We start from the raw sequence: 18,234 nt of genomic DNA on the forward strand, positions 1-18,234 counted from the left end.
TCATTTGCCATGTTCCAAATTGTTATTCCACCAATAATTATTCCAACAACTCCTACTCCGATTGCTAATAGCAAAAAATTTTTCCTTTCTGTCATGACTATGATGTGCTTTGTGCATTGATTATTGATAATGTTCCAAGTAATGCTTCTTCTAGACGTACTGTTTGCGTAGCTTGGTTTGGGAAAAAGTTCAAAGACTTTGCATTTTGAACATTTTTCATTTTTCCTCCTAGTATTTCATGAACTCCTTTTTCAGGAGATCCAAACACTACTAGTGTTGGCTGATCTGATTTTGTGTATTTTGCAATCTGCTCTTTTGTTGCAGTCTTTCCTTTTCTTGATGTGATGATGATGTTTCCTTTCCATTCAGATAATAATGAAAACAAGTTTGCCCTTTCTTTTACTGCATAACCCCAATATTCTGGGGCCTCGTTTCGAGTTATCTCTTTGATTGAAAACTTTGGATATCCTTCTTTGAATTGTATTGTCACTCTTTTTCCTATAGGAGTCTTTCCAAAAAATGGAATCAGTTGGTTTATTCCTACATCCACAAATCGTTTTCCTTTTACACTTACTACTATTCCTTCTCTAACGTCCCCCCTGGTTATTTTTTTTGGGTTTGCAGGTGTAACGTGGCTTGGAATTCTTAATGGTTGTAAGACTCCTGCAAACTTCAAGTCATTCATCTTTGGGAATAATCTTCTTCTCAAAAATTGAGGTGTCTCTAAATATTTTAAAATCATGACCATCAGATTTCCATCTTGTTTGTTGTTTCCTTCTTGGTAGACATAGATTGTTTCAATTTTAAAAATAGCACATGCTCTTGCTAAAACAGAAATTTTTCTAGTCTTGTCTATCTTTAATGATTCATCAGATAGTGACGATTCGGGAATTGCAACAGATAATTTCAATATAATCGAGTCTCACAAACAGATAACACAATTAATTTTTGTCGTGTGGATATTTTTCTTTAGCAGTTTTTGCATAGTTTGCAATCTGCTCTTCTGAAACTATTTCATACAAACCTGAATCTGTTTTGATATGTGCCATTCTGATATGACTGGTTCCTTCTTTGTCTTCACTTGATAGATAAATTCCTGCACAAGCTAATGTTGATGCATCATCTAATGAAAGATCATTTTTGTATGTTTTCTCTAAAAAGTCAGTTACTTGATCAGAACCTGAACCAATTGCAATTGCATCATAAGAGATGTATGTTCCACTAGGATCAGTCATGTACAATTGTGGTTTGTTGTTAACGACTCCTCCAAGAATTAATGCAACACCAAATGGTCTTACCCCTGCATATTGTGTATATTGTTGAGATTGATCAGCTAAGTGTTTAGCGATTGTTTCAACTTCTACTGGTTCATCATAAATCATCTTATTACTTTGAGAAAAGTATCTTGCATTGTCTACTTGGCTTCTTGCATCTGGTATGTATCCTGCTGCAGCAACACCTACATGATCATCAATTTGGAAAATCTTTTGAGCATTTTTAGAAATTTGTAATTTTCTTGGCTTTTCTTCTACTGCTATTACGATGCCGTCTTTGCATTTGACACCAATTGCAATTGTTCCTCTTCTTACTGTCTCAATTGCATATTCGACTTGGTATAATCTGCCGTCTGGTGAGAATACTGTAATAGCTCTATCGTAACCTTGTTGTGCAGGAAGCATTTGATTCCAGTGCTCTGAAAGTTTAATTTAAGTCTAGCCTATCAAATTTGCCGTGAGATTCGAAATCAAATTTTCTGGACATGAAAATATTAGATCAAACCATCAAAAAACTATAGAAATTACAAAAGAATCTCATTTGACTCCTCAAGGTGATTGCATAATTGGCGTTGGTGCAAATTATGCGTGTGCTGATTTGCCTCAAGACCTAAAAGACAAACTAAAGCAATCTGATTCTAACATTACATTTTCTATTGATGTTGGAAAATACAGTTTCACTGTACACGGAAAAGGCCATCCTGATCTAACACTTACTCACACTGAAGACATTGTGATTAGAAAAAGTGATTTTGTGTGTCCTAGAACTTTGTCTGTAAAGTGTGATAAGGCATCTGATTTGTTACCTAGAGAGATGGTTTCATTATTACAAGATCCCAAAACAAAAGGCACCTTTACTATCACTGTTGATTAACACTGTGACAATTTTATAGTCATTAATCTTGTTTTGATTATGGGTCTGAAAACCAATCTGTTTATTTTAGTACCTTTGGCAGTGTTTGCAGCAATAATACTTGGTGCGGGAATGTACATGACATTGTGTAAAAACACTCTTGTTGCTCTACCATGTTGACTCTAATTTCCATCTTTAGTTAATTCTGATTTATCATGATTTTCTTAAGATATGGTTTATCTGATGTTTTATGGCAAAACCTACTGTAGAGTTACCTATTTCAAAAAAACCTACAGATGCTGAGCTAAAAAAACTCAAAGACTATTTCAAAGAAATGCCTGTTGATGAAATTCTTACTGGACTCAAATTTGCTAAAAACAGATGGTCTGCAAAAGACGCAGGTACACTCAAAGTTGGAAGAAAAAGTATCATCCAAAAAGAAGTTCACTCTGTTACAACTGAGCAAGCTCAATGGAGATTAAAAAATTGGAAGATGATGATTGCAAATTATAGAAGACGTGGATACAGCTATCCTACAATTTCTAGAATAAAGAAAATCTTAATTCAAAAAAGCAAAAAGAAATCTAAATGAATATGTCTGATTTTTTCTCAACAATTTGTTGTTTGAGAGAATCTGGAACATCTGGAATTGAGGCCTTTGTCTGACCTGCAATAATTCCTTGTGCTTCTTCTAATATTGCTAATGTGTCTGCATTAGTTGCTGTACCGACATTCATAGTGTCTCCCAACTCTACTGATGAGCCGGACATTACATCGCCAAGTATTGATGACAAGTCTTGCATTGATGCATTTGCCTCTGGCATGATTCCATTAAGTGATGGAGCTAATCCTTTGATTATTGACATACATGGGCTGAGTGTAACTACTACATCTCCCAACTCTGATACTGTATCTAGTCTAAGTTTTACTTGTTCCATTGAAAGTTTGGCACCGCTAACCATGTTTTTCATCTTTCTTACCTGTGCCAATTCTCCAGCATATGCTTGTGCATAGGCGTTTTTGTTATTTTTTTGAGCATTAACTATTTTTTCAAAAATTTGATCATGTTTTGCCTTTAGTTTTTCATTTATTCCTTCTAGTTTTGAAATCTGAAATTGTAATTTTTTCTGCGCATAATCAATCTTGTTTTTTAGTGGTTCGTCAGGTCTTACCTTTCCCATTACTTTTTGAGAGATACTTTCTCCCTGTGTTTTGTTCCAAGAGTTGCTTAGCATATATGATTCTCGATATTGATCAAAATTTTTGTTTTAAAGTGATTTGTCACCGTAGCTAGTGTAACTAGAGTGACAGATAGTTACAGTTACACTATCCAAAGGTGAATGTAAATATTTGAAAGCCTGCACCCTTGACTTTAATCTCCAAGACATGTGATGTACTCTCTTTGCTGTTGATAATGTTGTATAGTCCTGGTTCTGAAACCCTTAGGGTATTTCCTGAGGTAATGTCTTTTCCTAAATATTGTTCAGGTAGTGGGTCTCCATCAAGATAAATTTCAAGTTCTGCATTGTTTGCAGTAACAATGTTTACCTCTTTTGCATTGTATAGCAGCTTTATCTCTCCAGTATCTGAAACTAACTCCATGCTGTCTTCTTGATTCATCCACATTCCTATTGGGTAGAATTTGTGCAGGTCTATCTTTTCAGTATCTTGATATGTTACTGTTTTTCCTGGTTGGAATCCTTCTTCACTGCCTAGCTGATTTCTGTTTTGTGCAAAATGATATCCAAAGTACAACTCTGGTGTTCTAAACAATGTATGTTCAAACTCTTCAATGTCAACTAGTGCAGAGTCTGCTCCCATTTGAATTCCTAATGCATCTGATCTTTCTTGTAGTAATTGCTGAATAATTTTTTCAGTCTCTTGGTATCCTCCTTCTCCAATATGATCATATCTTATGTATCCTTCATGGTCTGCAATGTATTTTCTTGGCCAGTATCTGTTTTCAAATGCTTTCCAAGTCTCCATGTCGTTATCCATTACAACTGGATAGTTGATTCCATGTTTGTCAATTGCCATTTTCACATTTTCAGGATCTTTTTCAAATTCAAATTCTGGAGAATGAATTCCAATTACCAATAATCCTTGTTCTGAATACTTGTCATCCCAAGCTGTAATGTATGGAAGTGTCCTGATACAGTTGATGCAGCTATATGTCCAAATGTCATATAGTATCACTTTCCCTTCCATCTCTTTGGCTAGTTCTTCTGGAGTTGTGTTAAGATAATGAGCAATTCCCACCAAGTCAGGAGCCATTTTGAATCCAGATTTGTCTATCTGAGTAGAATCATTTGGAGAAATATTTGACACACTTGCCTGATCAAGTGATGAAAATGACACATTAATTGCTGCAATTCCTACGCCTATTGCTACTGCCAAAATGATTGCTGTTTTAATTTCTGATTTCATTTTTTCATCCTAAAAATAATAATTCATTGAGAAGTGGAAAGTTGGCAATATATGCCAGTTGATTTGTGTAAACTAGAATTCCCAAAATCACAATAAATCCTCCCAAGACAATGTTGTAATATTTTAGATGTCTACTCATTGAACGAATTATTTTGTTTGCTCTGGAATAAAACACTCCAATCAAAATGAATGGAATTCCTAGTCCCAATGAATACACTAAGAGCAGATTAAATGCAACTGATGGAGTTGTTGCTGCAAGTGTAAGTATTGTACCCAAAATTGGACCTACACATGGTGTCCATCCTGCTGCAAATGCCAATCCAAAAACAAATGACATTGGATAACTTGCTTTTGATCTTTTTGGGAAAAATTTCTTTTCGAGATTCAATCTGTTAATCTTCATTGAAAGAAGTAAAAATATTCCAAATCCTACAATAATTATTCCCCCAATCTGGTTTAGTCCGCTTAGCAGTTCTCCAGAAGCTGATGAAAGCGTACTGTTGATTATTACTCCCAATGTTGAAAATACTACAGAAAAACCAAGTACAAAAAATACTGAATTTAAAACAATGTTTGCTCTGTTAATTGAAACTGTTTTTGTCCCATCTTTTTGGTTCAGTTCTGAAAGTGTGGTGCCTGAAATGTATGCAAGAAACGCTGGAATCATTGGCAAGATACATGGAGCTACAAATGAGCTTAATCCTGCTAATGCTGCAACTGCCAGAGTTATTTCTGTCACACATCATAATCGTAATTTTTCCTTTAAAGCATTCTTCCAAATTTGACCCAAATTCTCATACAATCCGTTTTTAACTGGGTTGTACCTAATTTTGATATGAACAAGCGATTCATTATTGTGGGTATTTTATTAGGAATAGTCGTAGCAGCTGCAGTTCTAATTGGTTCTCCAATGTTTGGCGGCTTTGATGCTATGAGATAATTAGCAAAATTTCACGTATGCCTTCTTGAATATTTCAAGTGCTTTTTCGATATCATTGTCTTTTAGCCATGCTGTAACTGAGATTCTCAGCCTGGCCTGATTTTTTGGTACTGTTGGATATCTGATTGGCTGGGCAAACACTCCATTCTCAAGTAAGAATTTTCCAAAGTCCATTGCTGATTTTTCATTTCCTATGATGATTGGGATTATCTGGGATTTTGAATTTATATCAAAACCAATCTCTCTGAGTCCATTTGATAATTTTTTTGTATTTTCTTCTAGCTTCTTTTTTTGTTTTTCTCTATCTGATTCTAATCTTTTTAATGAATGTTCTACAAGAAATGCAGGAAGTGCTGACGTATAGATAAATGATTTTGATTTGTTTATGCACAAATCAACGACATTGTTTTTTGCTGCAACGTATCCTCCAAAGGATCCTAATCCTTTGCTTAGACTACTGATGTACAAATCAATTTTTTTTCCAACTTTGAAATGATTTGGTGTCCCTTTGCCATCTTTACCAACTACAAAATCTCCATGTGCATCATCTACAATTGTTATTGCATTGGTTTTTTCCGCAATTTCAGTAATTTGTTTAAGATTAGACATGTCTCCATCCATACTAAATATTCCTTCAGTTATCACAAACTTGTTTTTTCCTTTTTGTTTTAGTTTGGTTTGCAAATCTTTCATATCATTATGCTTGTAAATTGAAATTTTGGCATCAGTTAGTTTACATGACTCAATTATACTTGCATGATTTAATTCATCACTGAGAATCAAGTCTCCTTTTTTTGCTATTGCAGAAATTGACCCTAGGTTTGCCATGTATCCTGTGGGATATATCAAACTGTTTTGTTGTGATTTGTGTTTTGCAAGTACTTTTTCTAATTTTCTGTACGATTCATCATTTCCTGAAACTAGCCTGGAGCTTGATTGGAGCTGATTGATTTTGATCCTTGTTGTTGGAATTCCTAGATAGTCATTTGAGCATAAATTGAGAAGTTTTTTTCCATTAATTGTAATGTGTGCACCGTGTACTTTTCCGTAATTCAGTTTTCGATAAAGGTTATTTTGTTTTATTGCATGTAACTCTGTATCTACAAAGTCAAGTTTATGCCTGGAGGCCAATTTTTTCAATCATTTTACGGTCTTTTTCAGCCTCGTTTCCATCCATTGTGAGATAACCTGCAGTAATGATTCCATTTGCACCACTTTGAAGTAATTCTTCGCCAGAATCATCAAGATTTGTCTCTCTTCCTCCAGAAATTTTGATTACTGATTCAGGTAATAGGAATCTGATCACAGAAAACATTCTGACAATTTCAGAATTTGGTAAATTTGTTTGTAGTTCTAATGGAGTTCCTGGAACTGGAACTAGTATGTTAATTGTAACTTCTTCTGGAAACAGTCTTGCAATCTCTAGTGTTAACTCCAACCTCTGCTCTCTTGTTTCACCTAATCCAATAATTCCACCAGTGCACAACTCTAAGCCTGCATCTCTTGCAATATCCAATGTCTTTAACCTGTCTTCATATGTGTGGGTAGTGCAAATTTCTGGAAATTTTGATTTTGCAGTTTCTAAATTGTGATTATATCTTTTTACTTTGAGTTCTTTTAGTTTTACAGCTTGTTCTGGTGTGAGAAATCCCAAACTACACTCTACACTAATCCCAACTTTGTCATTAATCTCTGTAATTATCTTGCAAACTTTTTCAAAATCTGTCTTTGATGGTTCACGCCATGCTGCAACAAGACAATATGATTCTGCACCTTCTTCTTTTGCTTTTTTAGCTTTGGATACCACTTCTTCGGGTGATGGTAATTGGTATGTTTCTATTCCTGTGTCAAAAAATGCAGATTGTCCACAAAATGTACAGTCTTCACTGCATGCGTTTTTTTTAATATTGTTTAATTGTTCGACGTCTACTTTTTCACCATTAAAGTCCCTGGTAATTTCATTTGCACATCTTGCCAGATCTTTTAGATTCTCTTCTGGAATGTTTAGTAGTTTTTCAGCATCTTCTGCAGTAATGTGATTTCCAGAAAACACCTTCTCTTGGCATTCTTTTATGAAATTTAGGGTATCCATGATTTGATGTGAAATTTTCCATTTATAACAATGAAGCTAGTGAATTTCTTCCCTTTATTGCTATAATTTTGAAAATAGGTTAACCTCCATACCATAGGGGGGTTAACAGTGGTTTTAAAAATATTATTGGAAGTTCAATACCACGTGGATTCAACCACCGTTTTGGGTATGAAAATGGGCGCATTTAGGCACACATACCAAATTCTATTTAGCGAGTATTATTTTTGAGTTATTGATTTTTTTGTTAATCAAGTTCTCTGCAACATCAATCATATGATTAAATTCATCTTCATTTTCTTGATGTTTGGCAAATTCAACTAAACTTGACAATTTGAAACAATTCTTTATTTCGTCCATAGGAATTTTAGTATTATCAAGATAAGACAAAAGTTCTTCATGGGTAATTTCTTTGTTCAAGTTTAATTCATAGCTCAAAAATATCCTAAGTGCCCTACTAACTTTACTATATGCATCTTTGAATTGTTTTTCTTTGAAATTATTTCTTGCTTCTTTTATTAAATTAGTGGATTCTAAAACATGATCAAATTTTGTAGATGTTATTTTGACAATTGGTTTTGGCAATATTTTCTTGGTAGTTTTTAATTTTTTATACAAAACATATGCAACAACTACAATTGGAATGAATACTAAAAGAGAATAAAGATATGAATAATCTTCAGAAGGTTTTTCCAGATGAATTTTTTCTAGATTATCATTTTCAAAATCTGCAGTAATTGTTGCAGTTTGGATTTCTTGATCTTGATAATTCAGTGAGATCGTAGTCCTGTTTTTATCAGAAAGAAATTCCATATCCTGTTCTACAAATCCATTTTGGGTTAATTGATTTTCATATTCTTGAAAAGTAGGATTGTCTCGCAGTATAGACAGTAATTGTTCTCTTTCTTCTTGGGTTTGTTTTTGTATTTCAGTCATGGTTCCATTTACCATATTTCCCTTCACCTTAGCCCATTTTCCCTGTCCATTTTCATAGTTGACTTCAAAACTCCCTGTAGAAGCAGAACTAGGATCTAGGCTCCCAGTAGTCACATTATACCCTTGTTGCAGGAGTTGTTGATGGGTTTTCTGAAAATCTTCATTTGAAGCAAGTTGGCTTTCAAATTCTTTTTTTAGTTGGGTTTCTTCTTGTAACTGTTCTTGAATTTCCTGTTTTAATGCACTGCTGTCTTGAGCCATCTGATTATTTTGTAGTCTTTGTTGAGGATCTTGCATCAGAGGAGATTGATTCATCAATTCATCTAATTTTTGTTGCAGAGATTGTTGTGATTGAGATTGTGTGTTCTGATTAGATGAGTCTTGTTGTGAAGATCTTTGCATTTTATTTTGTATATTATTTTTTTGAGACTCATCGGATACAAAATGAATAATTATTGGTTCAAAAGATACATGCATGTCGTTTCCATCGTTGTAGTTAAAGTTGAGAGTTACAGTCAAAGTAGTAGGTGAATCACTAGTTCCAAAATTCAACGAACCGTTTTGGTGTCCATCATCAATTATGAATGTAGATGATTGTGTGTTTGAGCTTGAAAATTGCATGTTTCCTTGTAGTATTTGCTGTGAAATTGTATATTGTAGCATGCCAGATATTTGATGTCCATAGTCATTTTGAATCTCCAAAGGGATTACTGCATTCTCTCCAACTAAAAAATAATATTCAGATTGATCAACAGACATTACAAGTTCTTCAGCAAATGTTAATGGAAGCGAACCCAGTAGCAGTACAACAAAAAAGATTTGTTTTTTCATTGAATGATCCTCCCTTTTCCATATCTTATGTAAATTTGAGCAAAGAATAATCCAAGTGATGCTACAAAGAACCAGTCTTTTATGCTAGTGTCTTCTTTTTCTCGTTTGATGTCTTTGCTAATATTTTTGTAAATATTTTCTAGAGTCTGAGAATCAATTGATTTAAAATATTTGCCACCAGTATTTTCTGCAATTGCCTTTAGTGTAGCCTCATCTAGTTCTGCATATTGAGCCCTACCAAAGAAATCATATCCCAGAACCACCTTCTCTTCTGAGCCTAATCCAATCGTATAGACCTGGATATCATTTGATTTGGCAAAAGCGATTGCCTCCATAGGGGTAATCACGCCTGCGTTGTTGACACCATCACTAAGAAGGATTACCACTTTTTGTTTATTTGGAACAGATGTTGCCATATCGATACCAAGACTAAGCCCATCGCCGATTGCAGTCTTGCCCTCTCGTGGTAAGATGTCTTGAAGTTTTTCTATGACTTTGTCTTTGTATGGACTAAGATAAGCTGCAGTAGTAGCTCCAGTTTCAAAGGTTACAATACCTGCATTATCTTTTGGTTGAAGGGATTGTAATAAAATCTCAGCAGAACTTTTTGCCGACTCTAATCTGTTTGGAGGATAATCGTTTGCCTGCATACTTCCAGAAACATCAATTACCAAAACAACATTGACTCCTTCTTTTGTTTGCTCTAATGGTACATGAGGATCAGCAAATCCAATTATCATCAATGCGATAACTGCAATGGATATGTAAAATAATAGAGAATCACGTTTAGTTTTTTTCTTGTTACCTATAGCAGATTTGATGTATGATAAATTACTAAATTGTATTGCAGCTTTTTTCTTTTTTGTTAGAATTTTATTGTATAAATAAAATAATCCAGGAATTACTAAAAGAAAAATTAGAATGTAAGAATTGTCAAATCCTGCCATTTTTTCTTACCTTCTTTTGAAGAATTTTTTTTAGAGGGATTGAATAGTTTTGATCAGTTAATAGTGAAATTGTATCAACTTTGTTTTTCATCATATTTGTTAGAAATCTTGAATCATTTTCAGCAACCAACCTACTGTACGAGTTTCTAAAATCTTCATCAGAAGTATCAACTAAGAGTTGTTCTCCTGATTCCTCATCTTCTAATTCTATCAGCCCAACGTCTGGAATTTCTTTCTCTCTGGGATCAATAATTCTCAAGGCTATTACATCATGACGTTTACGCAATATTTTGAGAGGTTTTAGATAGTCACTGTTATCAATAAAATCAGAAATTACAAAAACAATACTTTTTCGTTTTATTGTCTGAGATACTCGCTCTAGGGGGGTTTTTAGGCTAGTTTTTGCCGAATTAGGCGTAAAATTGGAGATAACATCCAATAATTTCAGGACATGTTTTCTACCCTTTCTTACAGGAATGAATTTCTCAACATTATCTGTAACTAAAAAAACACCTACACCGTCGTTATTTCTTAATGCTGCAAACATCAGACTGGCAATAATCTCAAGAGATTTTTCCTTCTTGGAGATGTTTGTTCCAAAACTGCCAGAACCAGACACATCTATAACAAAATAGACTTGAAGATCCCTTTCTTCAATAAACTCTTTGATGTAAGGGTGATTAAATCTTGCAGTTACTTTCCAATCAATTGCTCGTATGTCATCTCCTGCTCTGTAATCTCTAATTTCAGAAAATTCAATTCCTTGTCCTTTAAAAACAGAATTGTAGTTACCTGTGATTATTCCATCAACTAGTTGTTTTGTTTTAATATCTAACTTTTTGATTTTTTTTAAGATTGTTTTTGTTTGAGACATGTTATCACCAAACTTACGTTGTTAAGGAATCTTGATTTTTTCTAGTATTTTTTGTATCACGTTATCAGATGTTATTTCTTCAGATTCTGCCTCATAGGTCAAAATTATTCTGTGTCGTAAAACATCATATGTAACATCTTGAACATCTTCAGGAATTACATATCCTCGTCCATGTAACAAGGCATTTGCTTTTGCAGAAATTGTTAACCAGATTGAGGCTCTAGGAGAAGCTCCATATTCTATTTGATCAGTTAAAGGAAGATCATACTTTTCAGGAAATCTTGTAGCATCAACAATTTGTGAAATATATTTTCGAATTTTCTCATCAGCATAAATTTTTGGTACAAATTGCTGCATTTGCAATAATTCTTCGGCAGACATAATTTTTGCAGCATTATATGAAATTCCTTCAGTAAATCTTTGGATTATTTCAGATTCTTGTTCTATGTTTGGATATGTGATTAAAAGCTTGAACATGAAACGGTCCACTTGTGCCTCAGGTAATTTGTAAGTGCCTTCGGATTCTACTGGATTTTGTGTAGCCATTACAAAAAAAGGCTGTTCTAATGGATATGTTTCGCCTTGAATGCTAACTTGATGTTCTTGCATTGCTTCAAGTAATGCCGATTGTACCTTTGGAGGGGCACGATTTATCTCATCTGCAAGTATAAAATTTGAGAATATTGGTCCCTTTATTGTCTTAAAAGATGTGGATTCATGATCATAAATTTTAGTTCCTGTAATGTCTGCAGGTAAAAGATCTGGGGTGAATTGCAATCTAACGAATTTAGAATCAATGCAGTCAGACAAAGTTTGGACAAGTAATGTTTTGGCCAAACCAGGAACCCCCTCAAGCAAAACATGACCTTTTGATAGTAATGCAATCACTAGTTTTCTAATAATTTGATCTTGACCTACAATTATTTTTGAGATTTCCTTTTGGAGGTTTTTAAGAGGTATGGAGAAATCTTCAGCTTGATTAGTTAATGTGTTAATTTCTTGACTCATGGTTTCCACCAAATATGCTAGTTTTCAGGAAAAATATTTAAAAATTACTGAACAAAATTAAAAAATTTTAAAAATAGTTATTCACAAATCAATAGTCATTTTACAAACAAAGACTCAAGAAAGATCATGATATTTAGATTCATGACTCTTGGTTCACAGACCAATAGTCGCTTTACGGGTATTGGCTTAATGTTGGCTGTTTTATGTTAAATTAAAACTATGTAAGATTAAGGGAATGTTTCAACATGAATCATAACAATAATGGAAAGGTTAACCCTGATTGGTAATGGGGGTTAACAGTCAGATTACCTGTGATTTTGCGCCTTGTATTGTCTTAATGGTGCGTTTTAGGAGCATGTCTAGTTCTTTTTCAGATATTGCCAAAGGTGGAACAAGCATGACTATGTTACCTAAAGTACGAAGATAGATTCCATTCTTTTTACCCTCTTCGTAGAATATCTTATTGATTGATTTTTTAGGATGAATTGGAGTTTTCTTCTTTCTATCTGTGACCAGTTCTATTCCCATTAACATTCCTTTATGTCTGATATCTCCCACAATATCAATTTCTGAAATCTCATTGTAGTACTTTTCAAATATTTTGGATGTCTTTTGAATTTTTTTGATCAGATTATTTTTTTGATACATTTTGATATTCTCATTTGCAACTGCTGCTGCAAGAGGGTTTCCAGTGTAGGTGTGTCCGTGAAAGAGATGTTTCCAATCATTAAATTCTCCTGAAAATGAATCATATACTTTTTTGTTTGCAAGAGTTGCAGCCATTGTAAGATAACCCCCTGTTAACATTTTTCCATATGCCACAATGTCGGGGATAGATTTTTGTTCTTCATATTGTGTCATCGATCCCAATCTTCCAAAACCAGTTGCAATTTCATCTAAGACAAACAACACATCATATTTTTTACATAGTTGGCTAATTTTATTTTGAAAGCCTTTTGGATATATAATGACTCCTCCCGCTACTTGTGCACCGCTTTCCATTACAAATGCTGCAATGTTTTTATTTTTTGAAAATTTATTTTCAATTTTTTCAAGACATTGATTTTGATAATCAGAAATTGTAACTCCTTTTGGTAATTTGTATTTTTTTGGAACTTGGAATTGTATTGTTTTGAATAGTTGTTTTTTGAATTTGCCAAAAAATTCTGGTACATATCCTACAGCCATTGCACCAAATGTATCTCCATGATATCCGTTTTCTACTGTAGCAATCTCTGTTTTTTCAATTCCTTTATTTTTCCAATATTGTAGCGCAATTTTGATTGCAATTTCCATTGCTGAAGATCCATTGTCTGAAAAAAATACCTTGTGCATCCCAGGCGACATTTTTACAAGACTGTCTGCTAGTTTCTCTGCAGGCTCATTTGTGATGTTAAACATTGAAGAATGTTGTAGTTTTTTACTCTGATTTGTGATTGCTTTGACTAGTTGAGGATTAGAATGGCCCCACACATTACACCACATCGAGGCTACAGCATCTATCATTTTATGGCCTTTTGAGTCAATTAACCACACTCCTTTGGCATTGGTAATTTTATCAAAAGTGCTCCATTCTTTCATCTGAGTGTTTGGGTGCCAAACAGAACTTTTCAACAGATTTCATATAATTTCAGATCTTAATAATTAACCGATGAGTTAATCAATAGATTCTTCTAAAAATTATTTGTTGAAATCCCTCTTTATTGCAGGAACTGATACTGATGTTGGAAAAACCTACATTACTGCAGGTCTTGCAGTTGCACTTCGTAAAATGAATGTGGATGTTGGTGTAATGAAACCTTTTGCAGCTGGCACTGCACAGAAAAAAGGCTACAAGTCTGAAGATGTTGAAATCTTATCTAATGCTGCTCAAACTTTTGATTCTGAAAATTTGGTAAACCCTCAATTCTTTCCAATCCCTGCATCTCCATACACTGCTTGGAAAAATCTAAAAATAAAACCCAAAATTTCTACGGTATTATCTAGTTTCAAAAAACTATCAAAATTACATGACTTGATTCTTGTTGAGGGTATGGGGGGAATAATGACGCCCATTCTCAAAAACTATTACATCACAAATCTGATTAAAGAAATGAGTATTCCAACTGTAATTGTAACTAGAAGTAAAATTGGAACTGTAAACCACACTGTAATGACAACAGAGATGTGTAAAAAATATAAAATTCCAATCAAAGGAATAATAATTAATGATTTTGATACTGGCTATCCTGTTAAAGAGTTGACAAGAGACTTGCAAAATCTTACAGGAGTTAAAGTATTAGGTTCGATTCCTTTCATTAAAGACATGGGCGATAGTTCACTGAATAATATTTTCAAAAAGAATATTGATTTGAAATCATTAGTAAAATGATTATGAATAATATTCTTTGAATCCCTTATCTGTGGAATACAGTTCAATTTTTGGGCCAAACATTCCTTGTTTTTCTATTACTTTGATGAGACCTTTATTCTCTAATTCTTGCAAAATCAAATCAAGTTCTTTGTTTTCCATTTTTACTGATCTTTGAATTTTCTCAAATGTGTTTGCCCCTTGATGCATTATCCCTAAAACTTGCATATCTTTTGTTTGTGGCTTTAGTGGTTCTTGTTTAGTGTTGAATTCTGTTTTTTGTGTCTCTTGATAAGGCATATCTTGTGTTCTGTAATTGTCATTGCTTTGACTTCTTTTTCGAATCAGTCTTGGAATTATTCTTGATAGTGGAATTGCTAAGAAAATAAGTAGATAAATCCAAGAAAAATTTGGGTCTGCCATAAATTATCTGAGTGTTCTTGAGATAAATTTGTTCATTTTATGACAATGTTGATGTCTGACACTACCGATGGTATAATAGTAGTAATCGCATAGTGGAATGGATGTCCAAGTATCAATCACCAAAAATGTCAGTTAACATTAATGCTGCCAAAGGTGTTGTGATTGGAATTATTATTTTGATCATCATAGGTGTTGTAGCTACAGCATCCGTCAAGATTGTAGAGGCAGGACACAGAGGGGTATTGTTACACTGGAATGCAGTTGATTTAACCCAACCTCCGCTTGAAGAAGGTCTGCATTTTGTAGTTCCATTTCAAGACGAAGTAGTCAATATTGAAGTTCGTACGCTGAAATATGCAAATGATGCAAGAAGTGCATCCAGAGATCTGCAAACCGTAGAAACAACTGTTACAGTAAACTATCATCCTGATAAAGAATCAGTACACACACTATACAAAAATCTTGGATTGGATTATGAAGATAGAGTGATTCAACCTGCAATTGAAGAAACTGTGAAACAAGTAACTGCACGATATAATGCTGAAGAGTTAATCACAAAAAGACCTCTAGTTAAAGACGATATTGAATCTTCTATTCGTGACAGATTAAATCAATTCAATGTGGTGACAGAAGTTATTTCCATTACTGACTTTGAATTCTCACCATTATTTGCTCAAGCTATTGAATCAAAAGTAGAAGCAGAGCAAAATGCACTCAAGGCAGAAAATGATTTGAGACGAATTGAGGTGGAGGCAAGACAACGTGAGGCAAACGCCATTGGTCTTGCCAATGCAAATATTGCAGAAGCCAAAGGTGAGGCCGAAGCTATCGCAATTATTAACAAAGCACTTTCTGAGAATCCAAACTATCTGGAATGGCTAAAAACACAAGCCTGGGATGGAAAGTTGCCCCTGGTAGTCGGTGAAGGTGGAACTCCATTTATTCAGATACCTGTGAATCCCTAGTCTTTGAAAATCAATTGTTTTGTTTTTCTCTAAGTATATCAAACATTGCTAGGAACTGATCTGGTTCATTTTGCCTGTAATGTTTTTCTAAATTCTGAATCTCTTTATGTGATTTTTTTTCATTTTTTTGTTCATAATACTCTTTGATGATTTGTGATGGTGTTTTTGTTATGTTGTATTTTTGTAGTGTTTGGTTTACTGATCTTTTACAAAGATAATCATACAGAGCATATTTGTACACTATATACCCTGTTAACCCTACTATTGCAACAATAATTATCGGTATTATTATCACTGATGCCATGACTTTAGTATGTTATTTTGATATTTATTCTCTTTTTATTTTATATTCGTAAAATTTTGAATTTATTTGCATTGCCGACATTACTAAATTGTGCAATCTCAAAAATAATATTTGTAAAAGATGAGTTGTCTTTAGATAGGACAAATGTTTTCTTGTCAGTCTTTATATTTTCAGATAAAACTACCCATATATTCTCTTTAATTGGCTGAATTTTTTCTAACTGGGAAATTTTTTCTTCTATAGTTTTTTTATCTGAAGATTTTGGAATACAAATCACCAAAGTCATTTTTGGGTCTTTCTCTAATGTTTTGATGTCTGGAATTACGATGTCTAATTCCATTCCTTGATACTCGATCTTTCTTTGGCTGTTCAGGAGTGCATTAGTTAACAGATAATGAAGTATTCCTGTGGCAAATATCCCTACTGATATGTCTTTTTCATCCATTGAGATTATTTCATCATAACAATTCTGAATTATCTCGTCAATAACAACATCAAATTTTTTCTGTGAAATTAAATCTGGAATTGATTTTGACTTTTTGATATAGTCAAATAAGTAATCCTTTATTGGATTTTCCTCTTCTTCCATTATTCGTTATAGATGTAGCGTCTTTCGCCTCTAGACTCTATTTCAGTATTCACATTTACTAAAACAAATTCTTTCTTTGAATGAAGCATAGATTCTTCCGGTGATAATTTGTTTTCATGTAGTTCTTCGTATTCTTCCCAAGTGAGTCTTCTTCTTTCACCAATCTCTGCTTCTAAATTCATATTTTTCACAATCTCTTCAAACTCTGGCTGAATCACACCGCTAAACACCATCGCACTACTTCCACTACCATATGATCCGAATCCTACTCTTTTTCCTTCCAGTTGAATTCCTTTTTGATATTCAAATTCAAGACTACTTCTGAATCCCAAGTATAATGATGCAGTATACAAATTACCAATCATACTTGATGCAATAAGCGAACTTGCGAGTTTTGATTCATAGACTTCTTGATATTCAGGAGTTTTTGTAAATAGTTTGGTAAACTCGTGGTCTTTGGCCATAAATTCTTCGTCTCCTAAAACTGATTCAATTGTTCCGCGAGGATCTTTTGGAACTGGTTCTTCTATTCCAATTTGTTGTAGTATATTTTTCCATCGTGGGAGCTGACGCCATTCATGTCTTACTAAATATGCTAATGCCTTTTTACCCATGTTACTATATGGTAAGTGCATGTTGATGTAATCCATATGATCTAGTATTGTTTCTCCAGGCTCTATGTTGATTAATCCTGAAGATACCACTTTTTTCTTGTATGCTTCAAGTGCTTTTCTTACTTGAATCATGTACAACATGTTAGAGTATTGACCATGAACAATTGGTGTTTCTTTGCCAAATGGTCTGTAAAAATCATATTCGTCTTTAATTGATGTAGATGTTACTTTTGGGTCAAATGCCAACAATCTTGGCTTGTCATTGAGAAGCATTACTACTGCACCTGCACCTTGAGTCATCTCGCCACTAGAACCCATATCATATTTAGCTATATCTGAAACTACCACAAGAGCATGTTTTCCTTCAGCTTCTCCTGCTCTAATCCAGTTTGTATTGTCATATAGTGCATAAGAACCACTAACACATGCAAATTTGGTCTCTACACCGCCACAATGTTCGAATGCACCTTGGCCATAAACCTGCTCTAACATTCCAATAACAAAAGAGTTCATTGCCTTTGATTCATCAAAAGATGATTCTGTTGAAACATATAATCGACCTATATCTTCTGGAGATAGTTTGTTTTTTTGCATAATTTTCAAACATGCATTTGCTGCCAAAATTGCTGGATCTTGATTAGCATCAACTATTGCCATTTGAGATACTCCTAGACCTTTTTGCAATTTTACTGGGTCTAACCCTCTAGCTTTTGCAAAATCTGCTGCATCTATGTATAATCTTGGGATGTATATTGAAATGTCGTCAATTCCAGCTGCCATAAGCTTTGGCTCCGATATTTCATTAATAAG

Annotated in this window: 20 protein-coding genes; 4 read left to right on the top strand and 16 right to left on the bottom strand. The window is 33.9% G+C overall.

The window, feature by feature from the left end; genetic code table 11:
- Positions 1–97: 97 nt before the first annotated feature.
- On the bottom strand, positions 98–910 hold the full coding sequence (locus NKOR_RS04415) for a putative RNA uridine N3 methyltransferase (protein ID WP_014963165.1): 813 nt from the start codon (positions 908–910) through the stop codon (positions 98–100).
- 31 nt (positions 911–941) lie between these two features.
- Positions 942–1,679, bottom strand: a complete 738-nt coding sequence (gene psmA, locus NKOR_RS04420) for an archaeal proteasome endopeptidase complex subunit alpha (protein WP_014963166.1) — start codon at positions 1,677–1,679, stop codon at positions 942–944.
- A 52-nt stretch (positions 1,680–1,731) separates the two neighbouring features.
- On the opposite strand from psmA, the gene NKOR_RS04425 reads away from it, so the two are divergent.
- Complete coding sequence (locus tag NKOR_RS04425; protein WP_014963167.1) at positions 1,732–2,148, top strand: DUF371 domain-containing protein; 417 nt, start codon at positions 1,732–1,734, stop codon at positions 2,146–2,148.
- Positions 2,149–2,377: 229 nt separating this feature from the next.
- On the top strand, positions 2,378–2,719 hold the full coding sequence (locus NKOR_RS04430; RefSeq protein WP_014963168.1) for a hypothetical protein: 342 nt from the start codon (positions 2,378–2,380) through the stop codon (positions 2,717–2,719).
- On the opposite strand, the gene NKOR_RS04435 is transcribed toward NKOR_RS04430, so the two are convergent.
- The 10 genes from NKOR_RS04435 to bioA all read right to left on the bottom strand — a co-directional run bounded on the left by NKOR_RS04435 (position 2,712) and on the right by bioA (position 13,793).
- A complete protein-coding gene (locus NKOR_RS04435; RefSeq protein ID WP_014963169.1) occupies positions 2,712–3,362 on the bottom strand; it encodes a Snf7 family protein in 651 nt (216 codons plus the stop codon). The genes NKOR_RS04430 and NKOR_RS04435 overlap by 8 nt on opposite strands.
- Before the next feature lie 91 nt (positions 3,363–3,453).
- Entirely contained in the window at positions 3,454–4,554 is a 1,101-nt protein-coding gene (locus NKOR_RS04440; protein WP_014963170.1) for a redoxin family protein, read from the bottom strand.
- A gap of 4 nt (positions 4,555–4,558) precedes the next feature.
- A complete protein-coding gene (locus NKOR_RS04445; RefSeq protein ID WP_014963171.1) occupies positions 4,559–5,293 on the bottom strand; it encodes a cytochrome c biogenesis CcdA family protein in 735 nt (244 codons plus the stop codon).
- 201 nt (positions 5,294–5,494) lie between these two features.
- Positions 5,495–6,634, bottom strand: coding sequence for an aminotransferase class I/II-fold pyridoxal phosphate-dependent enzyme (locus NKOR_RS04450; protein WP_014963172.1), 1,140 nt, complete (start codon positions 6,632–6,634; stop codon positions 5,495–5,497).
- Complete coding sequence (gene bioB / locus NKOR_RS04455; protein ID WP_014963173.1) at positions 6,609–7,586, bottom strand: biotin synthase BioB; 978 nt, start codon at positions 7,584–7,586, stop codon at positions 6,609–6,611. The genes NKOR_RS04450 and bioB overlap by 26 nt, the downstream gene beginning before the upstream one ends.
- A gap of 204 nt (positions 7,587–7,790) precedes the next feature.
- Positions 7,791–9,350, bottom strand: coding sequence for a hypothetical protein (locus tag NKOR_RS04460; RefSeq protein ID WP_014963174.1), 1,560 nt, complete (start codon positions 9,348–9,350; stop codon positions 7,791–7,793).
- Positions 9,347–10,297 (bottom strand): vWA domain-containing protein, encoded by a 951-nt coding sequence (locus NKOR_RS04465; protein WP_014963175.1) that lies wholly within the window; start codon positions 10,295–10,297, stop codon positions 9,347–9,349. The genes NKOR_RS04460 and NKOR_RS04465 overlap by 4 nt, the downstream gene beginning before the upstream one ends.
- Complete coding sequence (locus NKOR_RS04470; RefSeq protein ID WP_014963176.1) at positions 10,284–11,171, bottom strand: DUF58 domain-containing protein; 888 nt, start codon at positions 11,169–11,171, stop codon at positions 10,284–10,286. The genes NKOR_RS04465 and NKOR_RS04470 overlap by 14 nt, the downstream gene beginning before the upstream one ends.
- Positions 11,172–11,192: 21 nt before the next feature.
- Positions 11,193–12,179 carry an AAA family ATPase gene (locus tag NKOR_RS04475; RefSeq protein ID WP_014963177.1) on the bottom strand — a complete coding sequence of 329 codons (987 nt, stop codon included), beginning with the start codon at positions 12,177–12,179 and terminating at the stop codon, positions 11,193–11,195.
- Positions 12,180–12,479: 300 nt separating this feature from the next.
- On the bottom strand, positions 12,480–13,793 hold the full coding sequence (gene bioA / locus NKOR_RS04480; RefSeq protein WP_014963178.1) for an adenosylmethionine--8-amino-7-oxononanoate transaminase: 1,314 nt from the start codon (positions 13,791–13,793) through the stop codon (positions 12,480–12,482).
- A 73-nt stretch (positions 13,794–13,866) separates the two neighbouring features.
- On the opposite strand from bioA, the gene bioD reads away from it, so the two are divergent.
- Positions 13,867–14,550 (top strand): dethiobiotin synthase, encoded by a 684-nt coding sequence (bioD, locus tag NKOR_RS04485; protein WP_014963179.1) that lies wholly within the window; start codon positions 13,867–13,869, stop codon positions 14,548–14,550.
- Here the strand turns inward: bioD and NKOR_RS04490 are convergent, their stop codons facing one another.
- Positions 14,551–14,952: a hypothetical protein gene (locus tag NKOR_RS04490; protein ID WP_014963180.1), complete on the bottom strand. Its 402-nt coding sequence runs from the start codon at positions 14,950–14,952 to the stop codon at positions 14,551–14,553.
- Between the two features lie 101 nt (positions 14,953–15,053).
- Between NKOR_RS04490 and NKOR_RS04495 the strand changes: the two genes are divergently transcribed.
- Positions 15,054–15,917 carry a prohibitin family protein gene (locus NKOR_RS04495; RefSeq protein ID WP_014963181.1) on the top strand — a complete coding sequence of 288 codons (864 nt, stop codon included), beginning with the start codon at positions 15,054–15,056 and terminating at the stop codon, positions 15,915–15,917.
- Positions 15,918–15,927: 10 nt separating this feature from the next.
- Here the strand turns inward: NKOR_RS04495 and NKOR_RS04500 are convergent, their stop codons facing one another.
- The 3 genes from NKOR_RS04500 to NKOR_RS04510 are packed head-to-tail and all read right to left on the bottom strand — an operon-like array spanning position 15,928 to position 18,204.
- Positions 15,928–16,221, bottom strand: coding sequence for a hypothetical protein (locus NKOR_RS04500; protein ID WP_014963182.1), 294 nt, complete (start codon positions 16,219–16,221; stop codon positions 15,928–15,930).
- Between the two features lie 40 nt (positions 16,222–16,261).
- On the bottom strand, positions 16,262–16,810 hold the full coding sequence (locus NKOR_RS04505) for a hypothetical protein (RefSeq protein ID WP_014963183.1): 549 nt from the start codon (positions 16,808–16,810) through the stop codon (positions 16,262–16,264).
- Positions 16,810–18,204, bottom strand: coding sequence for a hydroxymethylglutaryl-CoA synthase family protein (locus NKOR_RS04510; protein WP_014963184.1), 1,395 nt, complete (start codon positions 18,202–18,204; stop codon positions 16,810–16,812). Before NKOR_RS04510 ends, NKOR_RS04505 begins: the two co-directional genes overlap by 1 nt.
- Positions 18,205–18,234: the final 30 nt, after the last annotated feature.

Origin of the sequence: Candidatus Nitrosopumilus koreensis AR1, assembly GCF_000299365.1 — an archaeon.
Taxonomy (GTDB): Archaea; Thermoproteota; Nitrososphaeria; order Nitrososphaerales; family Nitrosopumilaceae; genus Nitrosopumilus; species Nitrosopumilus koreensis.